The 20,446-nt window shown below is 70.7% G+C and carries 16 protein-coding genes; 5 read left to right on the forward strand and 11 right to left on the reverse strand.

Annotation, left to right across the window (positions count from 1 at the left end):
* Positions 1-111: 111 nt before the first annotated feature.
* Together OG858_RS41945 and OG858_RS41950 are read right to left on the reverse strand one after the other, a co-directional pair.
* Positions 112-1,152, reverse strand: a complete 1,041-nt coding sequence (locus OG858_RS41945) for an L-idonate 5-dehydrogenase (RefSeq protein WP_319259900.1) — start codon at positions 1,150-1,152, stop codon at positions 112-114.
* A 26-nt stretch (positions 1,153-1,178) separates the two neighbouring features.
* Complete coding sequence (locus OG858_RS41950; RefSeq protein ID WP_327745524.1) at positions 1,179-1,949, reverse strand: SDR family oxidoreductase; 771 nt, start codon at positions 1,947-1,949, stop codon at positions 1,179-1,181.
* A 231-nt stretch (positions 1,950-2,180) separates the two neighbouring features.
* On the opposite strand from OG858_RS41950, the gene OG858_RS41955 reads away from it, so the two are divergent.
* Both OG858_RS41955 and OG858_RS41960 read left to right on the forward strand, forming a co-directional pair.
* Positions 2,181-2,948, forward strand: a complete 768-nt coding sequence (locus tag OG858_RS41955; RefSeq protein WP_319065420.1) for an IclR family transcriptional regulator — start codon at positions 2,181-2,183, stop codon at positions 2,946-2,948.
* A gap of 86 nt (positions 2,949-3,034) precedes the next feature.
* A complete protein-coding gene (locus tag OG858_RS41960) occupies positions 3,035-3,886 on the forward strand; it encodes an SDR family oxidoreductase (protein WP_319065419.1) in 852 nt (283 codons plus the stop codon).
* 296 nt (positions 3,887-4,182) lie between these two features.
* Here the strand turns inward: OG858_RS41960 and katG are convergent, their stop codons facing one another.
* From katG to rhaI, 9 genes are all read right to left on the reverse strand, one after another.
* Positions 4,183-6,399 carry a catalase/peroxidase HPI gene (katG, locus tag OG858_RS41965; protein ID WP_086754454.1) on the reverse strand — a complete coding sequence of 739 codons (2,217 nt, stop codon included), beginning with the start codon at positions 6,397-6,399 and terminating at the stop codon, positions 4,183-4,185.
* A gap of 30 nt (positions 6,400-6,429) precedes the next feature.
* Positions 6,430-6,879, reverse strand: a complete 450-nt coding sequence (locus OG858_RS41970; RefSeq protein ID WP_037698673.1) for a Fur family transcriptional regulator — start codon at positions 6,877-6,879, stop codon at positions 6,430-6,432.
* Between the two features lie 496 nt (positions 6,880-7,375).
* Positions 7,376-8,170 (reverse strand): SAM-dependent methyltransferase, encoded by a 795-nt coding sequence (locus OG858_RS41975; RefSeq protein WP_328543905.1) that lies wholly within the window; start codon positions 8,168-8,170, stop codon positions 7,376-7,378.
* 455 nt (positions 8,171-8,625) lie between these two features.
* Positions 8,626-9,300, reverse strand: coding sequence for a LutC/YkgG family protein (locus tag OG858_RS41980; protein WP_086748323.1), 675 nt, complete (start codon positions 9,298-9,300; stop codon positions 8,626-8,628).
* Positions 9,297-10,775 carry a LutB/LldF family L-lactate oxidation iron-sulfur protein gene (locus OG858_RS41985; RefSeq protein ID WP_319767004.1) on the reverse strand — a complete coding sequence of 493 codons (1,479 nt, stop codon included), beginning with the start codon at positions 10,773-10,775 and terminating at the stop codon, positions 9,297-9,299. The genes OG858_RS41980 and OG858_RS41985 overlap by 4 nt, the downstream gene beginning before the upstream one ends.
* Positions 10,772-11,527, reverse strand: coding sequence for a (Fe-S)-binding protein (locus tag OG858_RS41990; RefSeq protein ID WP_086748321.1), 756 nt, complete (start codon positions 11,525-11,527; stop codon positions 10,772-10,774). The genes OG858_RS41985 and OG858_RS41990 overlap by 4 nt, the downstream gene beginning before the upstream one ends.
* Positions 11,528-11,672: 145 nt before the next feature.
* Entirely contained in the window at positions 11,673-13,109 is a 1,437-nt protein-coding gene (locus OG858_RS41995; protein ID WP_327749469.1) for a rhamnulokinase, read from the reverse strand.
* A gap of 23 nt (positions 13,110-13,132) precedes the next feature.
* Positions 13,133-15,172 (reverse strand): bifunctional aldolase/short-chain dehydrogenase, encoded by a 2,040-nt coding sequence (locus OG858_RS42000; protein WP_086748319.1) that lies wholly within the window; start codon positions 15,170-15,172, stop codon positions 13,133-13,135.
* A 161-nt stretch (positions 15,173-15,333) separates the two neighbouring features.
* Positions 15,334-16,494, reverse strand: coding sequence for an L-rhamnose isomerase (gene rhaI, locus OG858_RS42005; RefSeq protein WP_086748318.1), 1,161 nt, complete (start codon positions 16,492-16,494; stop codon positions 15,334-15,336).
* A gap of 258 nt (positions 16,495-16,752) precedes the next feature.
* Here rhaI and OG858_RS42010 point away from each other — a divergent pair, with 258 nt between their 5' ends.
* The 3 genes from OG858_RS42010 to OG858_RS42020 are packed head-to-tail and all read left to right on the forward strand — an operon-like array spanning position 16,753 to position 20,319.
* On the forward strand, positions 16,753-18,270 hold the full coding sequence (locus OG858_RS42010) for a sugar ABC transporter ATP-binding protein (RefSeq protein ID WP_086748317.1): 1,518 nt from the start codon (positions 16,753-16,755) through the stop codon (positions 18,268-18,270).
* On the forward strand, positions 18,267-19,307 hold the full coding sequence (locus OG858_RS42015; protein WP_086748316.1) for an ABC transporter permease: 1,041 nt from the start codon (positions 18,267-18,269) through the stop codon (positions 19,305-19,307). Before OG858_RS42010 ends, OG858_RS42015 begins: the two co-directional genes overlap by 4 nt.
* Positions 19,300-20,319: an ABC transporter permease gene (locus OG858_RS42020; protein ID WP_037698653.1), complete on the forward strand. Its 1,020-nt coding sequence runs from the start codon at positions 19,300-19,302 to the stop codon at positions 20,317-20,319. Before OG858_RS42015 ends, OG858_RS42020 begins: the two co-directional genes overlap by 8 nt.
* Positions 20,320-20,446 lie beyond the last annotated feature (127 nt).

A 20,446-nucleotide genomic window follows, 5' to 3' on the forward strand; every position in this document is an offset into this window, starting at 1 on the left:
ACGGCTCCCCCGGGAACGAGCCGCCGCACAGGGCTCCGTGTCCCGGCGTGCGAGGGCGAGTGGTGTCCGTGCCACCTGTCGAAGGGGGCCTTCAGCGGGGTTCGACGCCTCTCACGCCTCCCCGGAAAGGTCCAGCAGCACCTTGGAAGCGACCGTGCGGTCCTGAGCCGTGTCGAACGCGGCGACGGACCGCTCCAACGGGAAGGTGTGCGTGACGACCGGGTCGACAGGGAGGCCCTGGGCCAGCAGGGACAGGGCCTCGTCGAACTCGGTGTCGAAGCGGAAGGACCCGCGCAGTTCCAGCTCACGGGTGACCGCGACATTGCCGAGCAGCCCGATCTCCCCGGGTGGCAGCAGCCCGAGCATGACCACGGTTCCGCCACGGCGTACCCGCTCCACACAGCTCCGCAGCCCGGCCGGTGCCCCGGACGCCTCGACGGCGATGTCGAAGACACCGGCCCAGGCGGGATCGGCGGGGCGGTCCGCCCGAGCGGTGGCGGTGGCGCCCACCTCGGCGGCGATCCGCAGCGGCTCCTCGTGGAGGTCGCTGACGACGACCTCGGCGGCGCCCGCGTGCCGCAGCGCCGCCACGACCAGACAGCCGATCGGACCGGCCCCCGTGACCAGCACCCGTTTGCCGCTCACCTCACCCGCCCGGCGCACGGCGTGCAGTGCCACCGCCAGCGGCTCGGCGAGCACGGCCCGGCGCAGGCCGAGACCGGGCGGGAGCGCCCGGACCTGGCCGGCGGGCACACCGACGACCTGGGCGAAACCACCCTGCACGTGCGGGGTGTGGGCCGCGCTGCCCAGATAGCGGGTGTGCGCGCAGATGTTGCGCGTGCCGCGCGCGCACTCGGGGCAGACGCCGCAGGGCGTGGCGGGATGGATCGCGACGGCAGCGCCCACCGCCGGAGCGGCCGGCCCCTCGACCCCGGGCCCGAGCGCGGCGACATGGCCCACCACCTCGTGGCCGAGCACCATGGGCTCGCTCACGGCGAAGTCGCCGACCCGGCCCCGGTGGTAGTAGTGCAGATCGGAACCACAGATCCCGCCGAGGGCGACGGCGACCGCGATCTCACCGGGCGCGGGGCCGTCGTACGGCCGTTCCTCGACCCGGAGGTCGCCGGCTCCGTGGACAACACACGCGTGCATGGGGGCTCCTTGGGGGTTCGGCCGGGTCACAGGACAGACAGCATGCCGCCGTCGACGTACAGCAGCTGCCCGTTGACGAAGTCGGAGGCGGGGGAGGAGAGGAAGAGCAGGGCGCCGACCAGATCCTCCACCTTGCCCCAGCGGCCGGCGGGGGTCCGCCCCCGAACCCAGGCGCTGAACTCCTCGTCCGCGACCAGCGCGGAGGTCAGTTCGGTGTCGAAGTAGCCGGGGCCGATGCCGTTGACCTGGATGCCGTGCGGCCCGAGGTCGGCGCACATGCCCTTGGTGAGCATCTTCAGGCCGCCCTTGGTCGCCGCATAGGGAGCGATGCCCGGACGTACCGCCTCGCTCTGCAGCGAGCAGACGTTGATGATCTTTCCGTGGCCCCGGGGGACCATACGGCGGGCGACCTCACGGCCCACGAGGAAAGCGCTGGTGAGATTGGTGTCGAGCAGGCCGTGCCAGTCCTCGTCGGTGAAGTCGAGGAAAGGGGCCCGGCGTTGGGCTCCGGTGTTGTTGACCAGGATGTCGATCGGTCCGGCCCGGTCCTCGATCCGGGCGACGGCGGCGGCGACCGCGGCGGAGTCGGTGACGTCGAACGCCTCCGCGAGGACCGACGTCCCGAAGGCCTCGGCCAGCTCCTTGCGGGCGGTCTCCAGGGCGACGGTGTCCCGGCCGTTGAGGACGACCGTGCAGCCGGCCTCCAGGAGGCCGGCTGCCAGCGCCCGGCCGATGCCGCGGCTCGACCCGGTGACCAGCGCGACCTTGGCGGTGACGTCGAAAAGGGGGTGGCTCACGAGGACCTCTCAGGTGTGGCTCGGTGTGAAGCGGGCCGGGTGATGAGCATCGTGCTGCGTCGGACACGACTCCCTGACTCTTTTTCCCACTGAGTGGAAAGATTGTCTGCTCAATGGAAATATCGTCGGCGTGGCAGGGTACCGCTGTCAACCACCGGGTGACGCGCCGAGCGGGGCCGCGGGTGACACCGCTCAGTGGGAAGCCTTTCCGGCCAGTGGTAATTTGCCGCTGTGAGCAGCGGCGAGGTACCGGCGGATGTGGTCGGACGGGCGATCCGGCTGCTCGTCCTGGTGGGCGAGCACCCGCACGGAATCACCCTGTCCGAACTGGCCCGCGCCAGTGGCGTCCCCGTCAGCACGGCCCACCGGCTGGTCAACTCCCTCTGCCGAGAGGGCCTGGTGGAGTTCGAGGCCGACGGCAAGCGCTACAAGCCGGGCCTCAAGCTCTTCCAGCTCGGCCAGCGGGCGGGCCAGGTCTACGGATTCGCAGGTACCGCCCTCCCCGTGATGCAGCGCGTGACGCGGCAGACCGAGGAAGCCACCCTGATGTCCGTCCTCGACGGCACCCGGCACCTGTACGTGCACTACGTGGACGGCCCCCTGCCGGTCGGCGTCCGCAGCGAGCCGGGCCGCCACGGGCCGCTGCACTGCACCTCGATGGGCAAGGTCCTCCTGGCCTTCGCCCCCGACGACGTACGCGCCGACCTCCTGGACCGCGTCGAGCTGACCCCGCACGGACCGAACAGCATCACCGACCGCGGCGTCCTGCGCGCCCACGTGGCCCGCGCCGCCGAACTCGGCTACGCCACGGCCGACGAGGAACACCACGCGGGCCTGCGCGCCGTGGCGGTCCCGATCCTGCGACCCGACGGCACCGTCTTCGCCGCCCTCTCCGCCGCCGCGCCCGCCTTCCGCCGCAGCATGGACGACCTCGTCGCCATGGTCCCGCTGCTGCGGTCGGCGGCGGCCGAGCTGGGCGTCCGGTTGCCCGCCCGCTGACGCACCCTCCCCAGGGGCCTCGGTGGAAGGGATCCTCACTCCTGAGAGCGCGTGGGGCGCGCCCACGGCTGGGAGGGCGGACGGGCATGGGACACCGCGACGGACACCTGACGGGTACGGGACACCGCGACGGACGACGGAAGGGCTCGCTCGAAGGAAAGACCGCGCTGGTCACCGGGGCCGGCACCGGCATCGGCCGGGAGACGGCGCTGATGCTCGCGGAGGAGGGCGCGACGGTGGTCCTCGTCGGACGCCGGCAGCACATCCTCGACGAGGTCGCCGCCGTCATCGAGGACGCCGGAGGCACGGCGCTCACCCACTCCACGCATGTCGAGAACGCCGAGGAGGTGCGGGAGTTGGTCGACTGGACCCGGGAGGCCGCCGGGCCCGTCGACATCCTCGTCAACAACGCGGGCGGTGCCAGCAGGGTCGTCGACGTCCGCTGGATCGGCGAGGACGAGTGGAACGCCGTCATGGGCGTCAACCTCACCGCGGTCTATCTGCTCACCCGGGCCGTCCTCCCGGACATGCTGGAGCGCGGCGGCGGCTCGATCATCACCATCTCCTCGCTCGCCGCGATCCGGCCCACCCTCCTCGGCGGAGCCCCCTACGGTGCGGCGAAGGCGGGCGTGCGCAACTTCATGACCTATCTGCACAACACCTTCCGCAACGACCTCGTCCGCGCCACCCGCATCCTCCCCGGCGAGGTCAACACCCCGATCCTGGACAGCCGTGCCGCCCCGCCGAGCGAGGAGCAGCGGGCGGCCATGGTGCAGCCGGAGGACGTGGCACGGGCCGTACTGCTGTGCGCCACGCTTCCGCAGCGGACGGTCGTCGAGGAGCTGATCATCGCCCCCACCCTGCTACGGGACACCTCCGCCGACGTCGAGGCGAGCCGTTGGATCGGCGCCCCGGAGGACGCCCGCCCCACGGGGTGACCGGGGTCAGGGCCGCGGCGGCCGTCCTGAACAGGGCTGCGTGGAGGCGGGGTCCCAGGCGGTGCGGGTCGTCTCGTTCGCCGCTCGCGGCGGTGTCGTCTCGTCGGGGCCCACACTCGGAGGGCGTGTCTCCGTAGCCGAGTGGAAGGGCACGAACGGCCCGCCCGCCCGCCCGGCCGTACCGGATCCGGTCGTCCCACGGTCGGCTGATCCGGTCGTCCGACCCCATGCCTGCCCACGAAAAACGTCCGGGCAGGCCCTGTGAAGGGCAGGCCCGGACGCTGTGATCGGGACGATCAGACCAGGTCGAAACGGTCCAGGTCGGAGACCTTGGCCCACGCCGCGACGAAGTCCTTCACGAACTTCTCCTTGGCGTCGTCGCTCGCGTAGACCTCGGCGAGGGCACGCAGCTCGGAGTTCGAGCCGAAGACGAGGTCGGCACGGGTGCCGGTCCACTTGACCTCGCCGGTGTCGGCGTCACGGCCCTCGAAGAGGGTCTGGTCCGCGGACGTGGACTTCCAGGCCGTACCCAGGTCGAGCAGGTTGACGAAGAAGTCGTTGGTGAGCACACCCGGGGTCTCGGTGAGAACGCCGTGCGTGGACTGGGCGTGGTTGGCGCCCAGGACCCGCAGGCCACCGACGAGGACCGTCAGCTCGGGGGCGCTCAGGGAGAGCAGGTTCGCCTTGTCGAGCAGCAGGTACTCGGCGGGGAGGCGGTTGCCCTTGCCCTGGTAGTTGCGGAACCCGTCGGCCGTCGGCTCCAGCGCGGCGAACGACTCCGCGTCCGTGTGCTCCTCGGTCGCGTCCACGCGGCCCGGGGTGAACGGAACCACGACGTCGTGCCCGGCGTCCTTGGCGGCCTTCTCGACCGCGGCGGCACCGCCGAGGACGATCAGGTCGGCCAGGGAGACCTTCTTGGCGCCGGTGTTGAACTCCGACCGGACGCCTTCCAGGACGCTCAGGACGTGACGCAGGTCGTCCGGGTTGTTGACCTCCCAGCCGCGCTGGGGCTCAAGGCGGATACGGGCACCGTTGGCGCCGCCGCGCTTGTCGCTGGCACGGAAGGTGGAGGCCGACGCCCACGCGGTGGACACCAGCTGCGAGACGGTCAGACCCGAGGCGAGGAGCTTGGCCTTGAGCGCCGCGATGTCGGCGGCGTCGATGACCGCGCCCTCGGCCTCCGGCAGCGGGTCCTGCCAGATCAGCGTCTCCGCCGGGACCTCGGAACCGAGGTACAGCGACTTCGGGCCCATGTCACGGTGGGTCAGCTTGAACCAGGCGCGGGCGAAGGCGTCCGCGAACTGCTCGGGGTTCTCGTAGAAGCGACGCGAGATCTCCGCGTAGATCGGGTCGAAGCGGAGCGACAGGTCGGTGGTGAGCATCGTCGGGAGCTTCGTCTTCGACGCGTCGTGGGCGTCGGGGATGATCGCCTCGGCGTTCTTCGCCACCCACTGGTTCGCGCCGGCCGGGCTCTGGGTGAGCTCGTACTCGTACTCGAAGAGGTTCTTGAAAAAGTTGTTGCTCCACTGGGTGGGCGTCTCCGTCCACGTCACCTCCAGGCCGGAGGTGATGGCGTCGCCGCCCTTGCCGGTGCCGTAGGTGGACTTCCACCCCAGGCCCTGCTCCTCCATGGTGGCGGCCTCGGGGTCGTTGCCGACGCTCTCCGCCGGGCCCGCGCCGTGGGTCTTGCCGAAGGTGTGACCACCGGCGATGAGGGCGACGGTCTCCTCGTCGTTCATCGCCATGCGGCGGAAGGTCTCACGGATGTCGCGGGCCGCGGCCAGCGGGTCCGGGTTGCCGTTGGGGCCCTCCGGGTTGACGTAGATGAGGCCCATCTGGACGGCGCCGAGCGGGTTCTCCAGCTCACGGTCGCCGGTGTAGCGCTGGTCGTCCAGCCAGGTGGTCTCGGGACCCCAGTACACGTCCTCGTCGGCCTCCCAGACGTCGGCGCGGCCGCCGCCGAAGCCGAAGGTCTCGAAGCCCATCTGCTCCAGCGCGACGTTGCCCGTGAGGATCATGAGGTCGGCCCAGGAGATGGACTGGCCGTACTTCTTCTTGACCGGCCACAGCAGACGGCGGGCCTTGTCGAGGTTGCCGTTGTCCGGCCAGCTGTTCAGCGGCGCGAAGCGCTGCTGACCGCGACCGCCACCGCCGCGGCCGTCGCTGATGCGGTACGTACCGGCGCTGTGCCAGGCCATACGGATCATCAGCGGGCCGTAGTTGCCGAAGTCGGCCGGCCACCAGTCCTGCGAGGTGGTCAGTACCTCGGCGATGTCCTGTTTCACGGCTGCGAGGTCGAGGTTCTTGAACGCCTCGGCGTAGTCGAACGTCTCACCCAGGGGGTTCGCCACGACGGGGTCCTTGGCGAGGATCTTCAGGTTGAGCCGCTCCGGCCACCACTGACGGTTTCCGCCTCCCTGGGTCGGGTGCGCGGCGCGCCCGTGGGCGACCGGGCAGCCTCCCGTCTCCTCGGGCTTGGGGTCTGTGACGATTGCGTCGTGGTTCTCAGTCATCGGGGGAGTCCTTCCGAAAACGGGGGTGGATCACGGTGCTGAAAGGCTGGCTTTGGCTTGGGAACACCGGGGGCACAGGCCCCAGTAGATGACCTCGGCCTCGTCGACGGCGAAGCCACGGTCGTCGGAGGCGGTCAGGCACGGGGCGTGCCCGACCGCGCAGTCGACGTCGACCACGGCAGCGCATGAGCGGCACACGAGGTGGTGGTGGTTGTCCCCGACACGGCCCTCGTACAGGGCCGGGCTGCCGGGTGGTTCGAGGCGGCGTACGAGCCCGACACCGGTGAGCGCGTTCAGAGCCTCGTACACGGCCTGGAGCGATATGTGGCCCACGCGGTCGCGTACTCCGGAGGCGATCGCTTCGACGCCGAGGTGGTCTCCGTCCCGGACGGTTTCCAGCAGCGCCACGCGCGCGGCCGTCACCCGCAGGCCGGCACCGCGCAGCTCCTCGGCGGTGTTCGGAGGCTGGGATGCGGTCATGGCGCCAACCTACCCTCATAAACACGAACAGTTCAAGAAAACGAACTATGCAGGTTTGCTGTGCCGCCGCGGCCACCGTCCGTGACCGTCGGCCGGGGGGCAGGGCGCGGGCCCTGGGCACTCCCACCTGGGAACAACGACCATGACCGCTTCAGGTGCCGCGAGACCGACGGCCGAGACCGGTGGGCCGGAGGGGGCGGGCGTCGGGGCGTGCGGGCGCCCGGCAGATCGTGGTGGCCCTCGGCGTGACCGCCGGCGCTGTGCTGCTCGGCGCCTCCTTCCGGGTCACCCGGGACCGCGCCGCGCTGCTGCCCCTGTGTCTGCGGACGGATCGTGTGGGCCGCGTTCGTGGCCACGCTCCACCTCTCCGCGGTACTCCGCGCCGACGGCCGCGAGGGCGCGTACGCGGGACCGGGGTCGGATCTGAGGGTGGCCGCCGAAGCTTTGGCCAGGAGTGAGCGGTGCTCCCCGTGTCGTCGGCGCTGTGCCGCGACGCTCACGGCTTGCGGCCCACCCCGCCGAAGCAGTCCACTTCCCACGGCTCGTCGGAGCCGCCCCGCTCTGCCCGCCACCGGGCCACGGACACGAGCCCGGGTTCCAGCGGTTCCAGCCCGTCGAAGAAGCGGGTGAGCTGCTCGGGGGAGCGGTTGACGCGCGGGTTGTCGCTCGTCTCGTTCCAGTGCTCGACCATCCTGCGCATCGCCTCCGGCCGGTACACCTCCGTGCTGTCGGCGAGCACGAGGTGGCTGCCGGAGGGCAGGGCGTCGAGGAGCCGGGCGACGATGCCGTACACGCTCTCGTCGGGCACATGGGCGGTGATGCCGAGCAGCAGCAGGGCGACCGGGCGGGTGAGGTCGAGAGTGTCGGCCGCGCGTTCGAGGATGGTGTCCGGGGCGCGCAGATCGGCCGCGATGAAGGCGGTGGCGCCCTCGGGGGCGCTGGTGAGCAGGGCGTTGGCGTGGGCGAGGACGGTCGGGTCGTGGTCGACGTAGACGATCCGAGCGTCCCGGGCCGTGCGCTGGGCGACCTCGTGGGTGTTGTCCGCGGTGGGCAGCCCGGTGCCGATGTCGAGGAACTGCCGTAAGCCGGCCTCCTCGGTCAGGTGAGTGACCGTTCTGCGCAGGAACGCCCGCTGGGCGCGGGCGATGTCGACGATCCGGGGGTTCACCCCGCGGATCTCGTCCCCGACCTGCCGATCGATCTCGTAGCAGTCCTTGCCGCCGAGCCAGTAGTTCCAGATCCGGGCCGAGTGCGGAACACCACTGTTGATCACCGGACGGTCAAGTGGCATGGAAACTCCCCGTGTTGGCGCGTGTGGACGCCGCCAACCTAGCAAGATCGCCACGTACGTGATCAGCGCACAGCGACCGGAACGGCCGCCCACCGTCGAGATCCGGCCGACCGCGGCCCGCGGGCTTCCCGGACGCGATGCCACGTCCGGGAAGCCGAGCCGATTCCCGGTGCCAGTGCGGCGGCAGGCAACGTTCGCCCCGTCGCGACGCCCGGCACGCTCTCTCGCCGCACCGGCCGAGGACCCGAGTACATCCAGTACGAGGGCCTTCGGCCGGCACGCCGAGAGCACGCACCGGACGCCGCTCCTTCACGGGCGAACGCTGCCTGCCGCGGCACCAGGTCGCTTCTGCTGGCTCTTTGTCGGAGATCATCCGGCCGATCGGCGCCGCGCGAGGTGACTCGTGAGGCGCCGGCCGCCTCACCGGACTCGTCCGTGACCGCTCACGAACGGCTTCAAGAGCCGTCAGAAACGGCCTGGTCGCCGCTCCCGGTCACCAGCACCACCTCCAGGGTGCGCGGGCCGTGCACCCCCTCCACCCGGTCCAGCTCGATGTCACTGGTGGCGGACGGCCCGGAGATCCAGGTCAACGGGCGGGCCGGATCGAGGCGTTCGAGCGCCTGCGGCACCGACGACACGACCTGCTCCGGTACGCGGACGACACAGATGTGGTGGTCGGGTACGAGGGTGATCCGGCGGCGGCCCTGGTCGGGGGAGCCGTCGAGGACGATCGTGCCGGTCTCGGCGATGGCGAGGGCACAGGCGGTGACCACACTGTCGACCCGGTCCAGCTCGTGCGCGGTGCTCTCCCCGTGGTCCGGTACGCGTGCCGCTTCGCTCGCCGCCAGCCATTCCTCGCGCAGTCCCGGCGGAGCCAGCACCGTCCTCGATCCGTGCTCACGCAACAGCCCGGCGACGACCCCGGCGAGCCCGTCCGCGTCCGTGCGGTGCACGATCGCCCGGTAGTCCGCCAGGTTCTCCGCCAGCAGCTCAACCGTCCGAGCGACGCCCAGTGCTCCGTGCTCACGGAGATAACCCCGCTCGACCGCCTGCTCGTACGGCGTTTCGTCCCGGGGGACGTCGGCGAGGGCGCGCCGCACCCGGCCCAGGATCAGATCCCTGCTGCTCACTTGCCCGTGTCCTTTCCGCCGTTCGTACGCTGCCACCAGTCCCGGAACGGCTCGGCGGGCAGCGCGGGAAGATCGCGACTGGCGCTCCACGCCTTGCCGGGGCCCGGCAGCGTACGGGGATGGAAGCGGCGGGTGCGGGACGCGAGCCGCTGCCCGGTGCGCAGCGCGCCGGGGTGGCTGAACGCCCAGCGGGCCGCGCGCATCGCCGCGCGCTCGGCTGCGTGCCCCTTCGCGGGCTTGAGGACGACCTTGTTGCCCTGTTCCGTCACCGGGCCGCCCTGCGCGACCCGCTCCCGCAGATGCACCAGCACCTCGGGGATGTCGATGGCGACCGGGCACACCTCGTAGCAGGCGCCGCACAGCGAGGAGGCGTACGGCAGGGAGGCGTCGATCTCGCTTCCCGTGCCCCGGAGTTGAGGGCTCAGGATGGCGCCGATCGGGCCCGGGTAGACCGAGCCGTAGGCGTGGCCGCCCGCCCGCTCGTACACCGGGCAGACGTTGAGGCAGGCCGAGCAACGGATGCAGCGCAGGGCCTGGCGGCCCACCTCGTCGGCGAGGGTGTCGGTGCGGCCGTTGTCGATGAGGACGAGGTGGAACGCCTGCGGGCCGTCCTCGTCGGTGGTGCCGGTCCAGGTGGAGGTGTACGGGTTCATCCGCTCGGCCGTGGAGGAGCGGGGGAGGGTCTGCAGGAACACCTCCAGGTCCTGCCAGGTCGGGACGATCTTCTCGATGCCGACGACGGAGATCAGGGTCTCGGGCAGGGTGAGGCACATCCGGCCGTTGCCCTCGGACTCCACGACCACCAGCGTGCCGGTCTCGGCGACCATGAAGTTGGCGCCGGAGACACCGACCTTGGCGCGCAGGAACTTCTCCCGCAGATGCAGCCGCGCGGCGTCCGCCAGCTCGGCGGGCGAGTCGGTGAGGCCTTCGGGGGCCGGGCGGCCCCACTCGCTCATCTCGCGCGCGAAGATGTCACGGATCTCGCCCCGGTTGCGGTGGATCGCCGGGACGAGGATGTGCGAGGGCCGGTCCTTGCCCAACTGCACGATGAGTTCGGCGAGGTCGGTCTCGTAGGCGTTGATCCCCTCGGCCTCCAGCGCCTCGTTCAGCCCGATCTCCTGCGTGGCCATCGACTTGACCTTGACGACCTCGCTCTCCCCGGTCGCCTTGACGAGATACGTGACGATCCGGTTGGCCTCGTCCGCGTCGGCGGCCCAGTGGACCGTGCCGCCCGCGGCCGTGACCGCCTCCTCCAACTGCACGAGGTACCGGTCGAGATGACGGAGCGTGTGGTCCTTGATCTGTTTGCCGGCCTCGCGCAGCGCGGCCCAGTCGGACATCTCCGCGACCGCGCTCGCGCGTTTGGCACGGATGGTGTGCGTGGCGTGGCGCAGATTGCCGCGCAGGGTCGTGTTGTGCACGGCTTCGTGCGCGGCCTTCGGGAAGGCCGGCATACCGAGATACGTCCCGCTCATCCGAGGGGCTCCTCTTCCGTGCTCGCCAGGATCTCCGCGATGTGGACCGGGCGTACGGCCGTGCGCAGCCGGGTCATCGTGCCGCCGATGTGCATCAGGCACGAGTTGTCGGCCGCGCACAGCACCTCGGCGCCCGTCGACTCGGCGTTGCGCACCTTGTCCGTACCCATGGCCGCCGAGACATCGGAGTTCTTCACGGCGAACGTGCCACCGAAGCCGCAGCACTCGTCGGCGCCCGGCAGCTCCACCAGCTCCAGCCCCTTCACGGCCTGGAGCAGTTTCTGCGGCCGCTCGCCGAGGCCGAGGCTCCGCAGCCCGTGGCAGGTCGGGTGGTACGTCACCTTGTGCGGGTAGTACGCGCCGACGTCGGTCACGCCCAGCACGTCCACCAGGAACTCGGTCAGCTCGTACGTCTTCGGCACGACCGGCGCCAGCGTCCGCGCCAGGGTGTCCCCGCGCCCCTCCGCCCGCGCCCGCTCACCCATCCGCGGATACAGCTCCCGCACCATCGCACCGCACGAGCCGGACGGCGTCACGATCGCCTCGTACTCCCGGAATACATCGGAGAACTTCCGGGCCAGCGGCTCGGCCTCGTGCCGGTACCCGGTGTTGTAGTGGGCCTGCCCGCAGCAGGTCTGACCCATCGGGAAGTCGACGTCCACACCCAGCCTGGTCAGCAGTTTCACCACGGCCCGGCCGGTGTCCGGATAGAGCGTGTCGTTGACACAGGTCAGGAACAGGGCGACACGCATCGCGGCTCCTTGGGGGTCGATCATCGGATGAGTGCAGAGTACGGGTTGAGTACGCGAAGGGCGAGAGCCCCCCACCGATCGGCGGCCACGGGCGAACCCGCGCGCCGACCGGCGAGGGGAAGGACCCCGCCCGAGGCCGCCCGGCTCACCGTGCGGTGAGCCGGTCCTCCGCCGCGCGCCAGGCCGCGGGGTCGCCCTGCGGCTCGTACCGCACCAGCGGCTGGGTGCGGGCGAGGAGCCGCCGTATCGAGGCCCGGTCGCCCACCAGGCCGTGGGTGCGGGCCTGGACGAGGACGTTGCCCAGGGCCGCCGCCTCCGCCGGTCCCGCCACCACCGGCAGCCCGCAGGCGTCGGCGGTGAGCTGGCAGAGCAGGGCGTTGCGGGTGCCGCCGCCGACGATGTGGACGACGTCCACGGGGTGGTCGGCCAGCGCCTGGGCCTCGGTCACGGCCCGCCGGTGGGCGAGGGCCAGCGAGTCGAGGATGCAGCGGGTGACCTCGGCGGGCGTCTGCGGAACGGGCTGCCCCGACTCCCGGCACGCCTGCGCGATCCGCTCCGGCATCCGGCCGGGCGCGAGGAACGCCGAGTCCCCGGCGTCCACGACCGACCGCAGCGCGGGCACCCCCGCCGCGGCCCGCAGCAGCTCCCCGAGATCCGGGTTCCCCCACTCCCGTACGCACTCCTGCAGCAGCCACAGCCCCATGATGTTCCGGAGGTAACGGACCGTGCCGTCGAGCCCCAGCTCATTGGTGAAGTTGGCCGCCCGGCTCGCCTCGGTCAGCACCGGAGCCTCCAGCTCCAGGCCGGCCAGCGACCAGGTGCCGGTGCAGATGTACGCGAACCGCTCACCGGTGGCCGGGACGGCGGCCACCGCCGAGGCCGTGTCGTGCGACCCGACCGTCGTCACCGGAACCGGTCCGGCCAGCCCCGTCTCCTCCAGCACCCGCCGCTGGAGGAGCCCCGCCGGATCCCCGGGCCGCCGCAGCGGCGCGAACAGCTCCAGGTCGACCCCGAGCCGCGCCGCCACGTCGTACGACCAGTCGCGCGTCCTGGGATCGATCAGCTGCGTCGTCGAGGCGTTGGTCAGCTCGGTCCCCAGCTCACCGGTCAGCCAGTACGTCAGCAGATCGGGGATGAGCAACAGCCTCTTCGCGTACGCCAGCTGGGCGGACGACCGGGCGGCGACCAGCTGGTACAGCGTGTTGAAGGGCGCGTACTGCAACCCGGTCGCCGCGTACAGCTCGGCGGCGGGCACGGTGGCCCACACCTTCTCCGCGACACCCTCGGTACGGGTGTCCCGGTAGTGCACCGGGTTGCCCAGCAGGGCCCCGTCGGCGTCGAGCAGCCCGTAGTCGACGGCCCAGCTGTCGATCCCGACGGAGTCGACCTGGCCGGCCGCCTTCAGCCCGTCCAGGACCCCCGCGTACAGCGACAGCACGTCCCAGCGCAGCCCCTCGGGTGTGCGCACCGGGCGGTTGGGGAAGCGGTGGGCCTCGACCAGCTCCAGCGAGTCCCGCCCCGCGCGGCCGACCATGACACGCCCACTGGACGCACCGAGGTCGACCGCCGCGTACGACTTCACGGACCCGCTCGTCGCACGCGTGCTCATCGGAGGAAGGCGGCGGCCACGCCGGCGTCGACCGGGACGTGCAGACCGGTGGTGTGCGTCAGCTCCCCGCCCGTCAGCGCGAACACCGCGTTCGCCACGTGGTCCGGCAGCACCTCGCGCTTGAGGATGGTCCGCTGCGCGTAGAACTCGCCCAGCTTCTCCTCCTCGATCCCGTAGGTCGCCGCACGCTGCGCGCCCCAGCCCGCCGCGAAGATCCCGGAGCCACGCACCACACCGTCGGGGTTGACCCCGTTGACGCGGATACCGTGCTCACCCAGCTCGGCGGCCAGCAGCCGCACCTGGTGCGCCTGGTCGGCCTTGGTGGCGGAGTAGGCGATGTTGTTGGGTCCGGCGAAGACGGCGTTCTTCGAGGCGATGTAGACGATGTCGCCGCCCAGCCCCTGCGCGATCATCACGCGGGCCGCCTCGCGCGACACGAGGAAGGAACCGCGCGCCATGATGTCGTGCTGGAGATCCCAGTCCCTGGCCGACGTCTCCAGCAGCGGCTTGGAGATCGAGATGCCCGCGTTGTTGACGACGAGGTCGACACCGCCGAAGGCCAGCGCGGCGGCCTTGAAGGCCGCACCGATCTGCTCCTCGTCCGTCACGTCGACGGTGACGGCCACGGCCTTGTCGGCCCCGCCCAGCTCCTCGGCGACGGCGGCGGCGTTCTCGCCGTTGAGATCGGCGACGACGACACACGCCCCCTCGGCGACCAGCCGGTGGGCGATCGCCTTGCCGATCCCGCTGCCCGCACCCGTGACGAGCGCGACTCGCGTCGCGAGCGGCTTCGCCTTGGGCATCCGCTGGAGCTTTGCCTCCTCCAGCGCCCAGTACTCGATGCGGAACTTCTCCGACTCCTCGATCGGCGCGTACGTCGACACGGCCTCGGCGCCCCGCATCACGTTGATCGCGTTGACGTAGAACTCGCCGGCCACCCGCGCGGTCTGCTTGTCCTTGCCGAAGCTGAACATGCCGACCCCCGGGATCAGCACGATCGCCGGGTCGGCGCCGCGCATCGCGGGGGAGTCGGGCTCGGCGTGCCGCTGGTAGTAGGCGGCGTACTCGTCCCGGTACTCGGCGTGCAGCTCCTTCAGCCGCGCGATCGCCGCGTCGAGATCGGCGGTCGGCGGAAGGTCCAGCACGAGCGGCCGGACCTTCGTACGCAGGAAGTGGTCGGGGCACGAGGTGCCCAGGGCGGCGAGCCGCGGGTGCTCCGCGCTCGCCAGGAAGTCGAGGACGACCTCCGCGTCGGTGAAGTGCCCGACCTGCGGCCTGTCCTGCGAGGCGATCGCCCGGATGTGCGGCGCCAGGGCGGCGGCCCGCTCCCCGCGCTCCGGGGCGGCGAGCGCCGCGTACCCCTCGACGGCGGGCCCGAACGGCTCGGCCTTCCCGCGCTCGACGAGGAACTGCTCGGCCGTACGGATGATGTGCAGCGAGTTCTTCTCGCACTCCTCGGCGGTGTCACCCCAGGCGGTGATCCCGTGTCCGCCCAGCACGCACCCGATGGCCTGCGGGTTCTCCCGCTTGACCGCCGCGATGTCCAGCCCGAGCTGGAAGCCGGGTCGCCGCCACGGCACCCACACCACGCTGTCCCCGAAACACTCGGCGGTCAGCTTCTCCCCGTCGGCCGCGCAGGCGAGCGCGATCCCGGAGTCGGGGTGCAGGTGATCGACGTGGGCGGCGTCCACCAGCCCGTGCATGGCGGTGTCGATGGACGGCGCCGCCCCACCCTTGCCGTGCAGGCAGTAGTCGAACGCGGCCACCATCTCGTCCTCGCGCTCGACGCCCGGGTACACGTCGACGAGCGCCCGCATGCGGTCGAGCCGCAGCACGGCCAGCCCCGCCTCGGTGAGCGTCCCGAGGTCACCGCCGGACCCCTTCACCCACATCAGCTCCACATCACCTCCGGTGACGGGATCGGTGTCGGTCCCCTTGGCGGACGTGTTGCCACCGGCGTAGTTGGTGTTGCGGGGATCGGCACCGAGCCGACGGGACCGGGCGAGCAGAGCTGCGGCTTCGGAATGGGTTGCCATGTGCGATCAATCCTTACGGTGACGTGTGCAGAGAGGGGGGAGTGCAGTGCCCCTTCAGGGGCGCGGGGAACTGCGCGACCAGCCACGAACCGGCCCGCAGTCCGCATCCGACGGAACGTGGCAGACGAAATACGGCAATCGGCTTCAGCCCGGCGCAGCGGTCACGCCCCCCAACCCGCCTGCTCTCCACCCACCCGCTCCTCAACGATCTTCGAGGCCCATCCGGACCGGCGGTACGCCCCCATGGGGTCGGCGTCCAGCCCCATCTCCTCGCGCACCTCACGCAGCAACGGCCGCACATCCGTGTTGTACGCGTCCATCAGCACCGCGTTGGCCTCCAGCACATCCCCGGCCTGCTGAGCGGAGCGCAACGCGTCCCGGTCCACCAGCAGCGCCTTGGCCGTGGCCTCCTGCACGTTCATCACCGACCGGATGATCGCCGGGATCTTCGCCTCGATGTTGTGGCACTGGTCGAGCATGAACGCGACCTCGGGAGTGAACCCGCCGCCACGCACGACCTCGTACATGATCCGGAAGAGCTGGAACGGGTCGGCGGAACCCACCATCAGGTCGTCGTCGGCGTAGAACCGCGAGTTGAAGTCGAACGCGCCGAGCTTCCCCTCGCGCAGCAGCGTCGCCACGATGAACTCGATGTTGGTCCCCGGCGCGTGGTGCCCGGTGTCGACCACGACCTGCGCCTTCGGACCGAGCTTCAGGCAGTGGGCGTAGGCGGTGCCCCAGTCCGGCACGTCGGTCGCGTAGAACGCCGGCTCGAAGAACTTGTACTCCAGCAGCATCCGCTGCTCGTCCCCGAGCCGCTCGTAGACCTCGGCGAGCGCCTCGGCCAGCCGGTCCTGCCGCTCACGGATGTCGTCCTGGCCGGGATAGTTCGTACCGTCCGCGAACCACAGCTTCAGGTCCCGGGACCCGGTCGCGTCCATGATGTCGACGCACTCCAGCAGATGATCGACCGCCTTGCGGCGGATCGCCGCCTGAGGGTGGCAGACGCTGCCCAGCTTGTAGTCGTCGTCCTGGAAGGTGTTGGAGTTGATGGCGCCCAGCTTCACGCCACGCTGCTCGGCGTGCTTCGCGAGGGCCGCGTAGTCCTCGACCTTGTCCCAGGGGATGTGCAGCGCCACGGTCGGGGCCACCCCGGTGAACTCGTGGACCTTCCCGGCGTCGTCCAGCTTCTCCCAGGGATTGCGCGGAACACCCTGTTGGGCGAACACCTTGAAGCGCGTTCCCGAGTTCCCGTACGCCCACGACGGCGTCTCGACGGCCTGTGTTTTGAGGGCGGCCTTCACCGCGGCGAGCTCGGTCACGTCAGGGCTCCTACCGACTTCGATGTCTGAAACGATTCAGCACCGGAAACTATGAGTGGCTCGCCTCACTGTCAACCCCTGCACTCAATATCGTTCGCCGTGACCCTGTTGTGACCACTTCTATCGAAAGAATTTCGACCGAAACCCATTGACGTGACATGCGTGTGATGCCTAACGTCCCGGCAACCCAGTTGAAACCTTTCACGGCGCAGTGAGGCAGCTTCTCAGCCAGCCACCGGCCGTCGTCGAGGAGCCCCCATGACCCACCGGTCCGACACGGGTCCGGCCCCCGTTCTCGCGTTGAAGGGCATTTCCAAGTCCTTCGGCGCCGTACGCGCCCTGCGGGACGTGTCCCTCGAACTGTTCCCGGGCGAGGTGCACGCACTCGCCGGGGAGAACGGCGCGGGCAAGTCGACCCTGATCAAGAGCCTCGCCGGGGTGCACCGACCGGATTCCGGTCAGGTGCTCCTCGACGGCGAGCCCACGGTCTTCCACGGCCCGGCCGACGCCCGGGACGCGGGCATCGCCGTGATCTACCAGGAGCCCACTCTCTTCCCCGACCTTTCGATCGCCGAAAACATCTTCATGGGCCGCCAGCCGCGCCGCGCCCTCGGCCGCATCGACCACAAGGCCACCCATGCGGCGACTCTCGCCCTGATGCAGCGGCTCGGTGTCGAACTCGACCCCGACCGCCCGGCGCGCGGCCTGTCCATCGCCGACCAGCAGATCGTCGAGATCGCCAAGGCGCTCTCCTTCGACGCCCGCGTCCTGATCATGGACGAGCCGACGGCGGCCCTCACCGGCAGCGAGGTGGCCCGGCTCTTCGGTGTCGTCCGCACCCTGCGCGAGCAGGGCTCCGCCGTCCTCTTCATCTCCCACCGTCTGGAGGAGATCTTCCAGATCTGCCAGCGGGTCACCACCCTGCGCGACGGCGCCTGGATCGCCAGCGAACCGGTCGAGGGCATGACCGAGGACGACCTGGTCCGCCGCATGGTCGGCCGCGACCTGGCGGAGCTGTACCCGAAGCAGGAGGTCGAGCCGGGCGAGGTCGCGCTGAGCGTGCGCCGGCTGACCCGCGAGGGCGTCTTCACCGATGTCTCCTTCGACGTCCGCCGCGGCGAGATCGTCGGCCTGGCCGGCCTCGTCGGCGCCGGCCGCACGGAGGTGGCGCGGGCCGTCTTCGGCATCGACCGCTGGGACGCGGGCGAGGTCGACCTCGACGGCAAGGCGCTCACCAACGGCGCCCCCTCCACCGCGATGGCCGCCGGGCTCGCCCTGGTCCCCGAGGACCGCCGCGCCCAGGGCCTGGTGATGGACATGTCCATCGAGCGGAACATCGGGCTCACCGGACTCCGCAAGACCGTGAAGGCCGGCCTCGTCGACCGCGGCGCCGAACGCAGCCGCTCCCTCGACTGGGCCGTCAAGCTCCAGGTGAAGTACGCCCGGATCGCCGACACCGTCAACACGCTGTCCGGCGGCAACCAGCAGAAGGTCGTCCTCGCCAAGTGGCTCGCCACCGGGCCGAAGGTGCTGATCGTCGACGAGCCCACCCGCGGCATCGACGTCGGTACGAAGGCCGAGGTGCACCGCCTCCTCAGCCAGCTCGCCGCCGACGGCGTGGCCGTACTGATGATCTCCTCCGACCTGCCCGAGATCCTCGGCATGGCCGACCGCGTGCTCGTGATGCACGAGGGTCGGCTCACCGCCGAGATCCCTCGCTCCGAAGCCACCGAGGAATCCGTGATGGCCGCAGCCACCGGGAGGGCCGCCGCATGACGGTGACCACCCCTCAGAACACCCCCGTCGCCGAGGTGCCCAAGTCCAGCGGCACCCGGCTCGTGGACCGCGTCTTCAAGATGCGTGAACTCGCCATCCTGGCCGTCTTCCTGGTGATGATCGTCGTCACCCAGCTCGGCAACAGCGAGTTCCTCACCGAGCAGGGCATCAAGGACCTCCTGCTCAACGCGACCATCCTGGTACTGGTCGCCGTCGGCCAGTCGCTGGTCGTCATCACCCGGAACGTCGACCTGTCGGTCGGCTCCACCCTCGGCATCAGCGCCTTCGCCGCCGGCACCTATCTCCAGGGCGGCGGGAACGCGGTCGTGGCCGTGTTCCTGGCGGTCCTGATGGGCATCGGCTTCGGCCTGCTGAACGGTCTGCTGGTCAGCCTCGGCCAGGTGCCCGCCCTCGTCGTCACCCTCGGCACGCTCTACATCATCCGGGGCATCGACTCGATCTGGGTCGGCTCCCGCCAGATCACCGCGTCCGCCCTGCCCGACGGATTCATCGACTTCGGCTCCGGCGGCATCTCCGCGGTGCCGTATCTGGCACTGATCGCGGTGGCGGTGCTGGTGGCCACGGCGTACTACATGAAGCACTTCGGCAGCGGCCGCGAGCTGTACGCCCTCGGCTCCAACCCGGAGGCCGCCCGCCTCGCCGGCATCCCGGTCCGCAAGCGGATCCTGGTGGCGTACACCTTCTGCGGCGCCCTCGCGGGCCTCGCCGGAGCGCTGTACCTGGCCCGCTTCGGCAACGTCGACTCCAGCACCGGCAACGGCTACGAACTCACCGTCGTCAGCGCGGTCGTGGTCGGCGGCGTCGTCTTCACCGGCGGCTCCGGCAGTGTCTACGGCGCGGCGCTCGGCGCCCTGCTGCTGACCTCCATCAACAGCGTGCTGCCCGCCCTCGGTGTCAGCTCGGTGTGGGTGCTGGCCATCAACGGCATCCTGCTCATCCTCGCCATCGCCGTGGACCGTGTGGTCGCGCTGAGGGTGGCGGCCGCCCTGAAGAAGAGGAACGCCCGCCATGGCTGACTCCACCCTGTCGCGTGCGAGCAGCTGGTCCGCCCTGAAAAGGTGGGACTCAGCCGTCGGCGCCACGTTCATCGTCGTGCTCCTGTTGTCCTTCTCCACCGTGGACGGCTTCGGCAACGCCCTCAACCTGTCCTTCCTCATCGGCAACACCCTGCCGATCGCGCTGGTCGCCCTCCCGATGACCCTCCTCGTGGTCGCCGGCGAGATCGATCTGTCGGTCGCCTCCACCGCCGGTCTGTCCGGCGCGGTGATGGGCGCCCTGTGGAACCAGGGCATGACCATCGAGGCGATCATCCCGATCTGCCTGCTCCTCGGCGTCGTCTGCGGACTGATCAACGGCCTGCTGGTCACCCGGCTCGGCCTGTCCTCCCTCGCCGTCACCATCGGTACGCTCGCCGCCTACCGGGGCATCGCACAGATCGTGCTCGGCTCCGACGCGGTGACCGACTTCCCCACCCAGTACCTGGACTTCGCTGCCGGCCGGATCGGCGACAGCTTCGTCCCGCAGGCCTTCATCCCCTTCCTGGTACTGCTCGTCATCGCCGTGATCGCCCTGCACGCCACCCCGTTCGGGCGCTCCCTGTTCGCGATCGGCGCCAGTGAGGAGGCCGCGCGCTTCACCGGTATCCGCGTCAAGCGGCAGAAGCTGATCCTCTTCACGGTGACCGGCCTCATGGCCTCCCTCACCGGGATCTTCTGGGCGCTGCACTACGCAAGCGCCCGCTACGACAACGCGACCGGACTCGAACTCTCCGTCATCGCCGCCGTGTTGCTCGGCGGCATCGACTTCGACGGAGGCAAGGGGACGCTCGGCGGCGCGATCGCCGGTGTGTTCCTGCTCGGCACCCTGCAGAACGTGATGAGCCTGCAGGACGTCTCTGCGCAGTCGCAGATCGTCGTCACCGGTGTCCTGCTCGTGCTGTCCGTGCTCGGCCCCCGGGTCGCACGGCAGGTCGCTCTCGCCAGAGCCGGGCGAAAATCCGGGCTCGGCCCCGCCGGAAAGGCTGTTTGAAAGCTGCCGGTCCCCTGTGGCCGGCCGCGCCCCACGCGGCGGAAGCCGCACACAAGTACAGCCGTGCGCCCCTGAGAACAGCGACGGGGCGCGTCACACCACACCTCCTCGAAAAGGAACCCTCGTC

This window comes from Streptomyces europaeiscabiei (assembly GCF_036346855.1).
Taxonomy (GTDB): Bacteria; Actinomycetota; Actinomycetes; order Streptomycetales; family Streptomycetaceae; genus Streptomyces; species Streptomyces europaeiscabiei.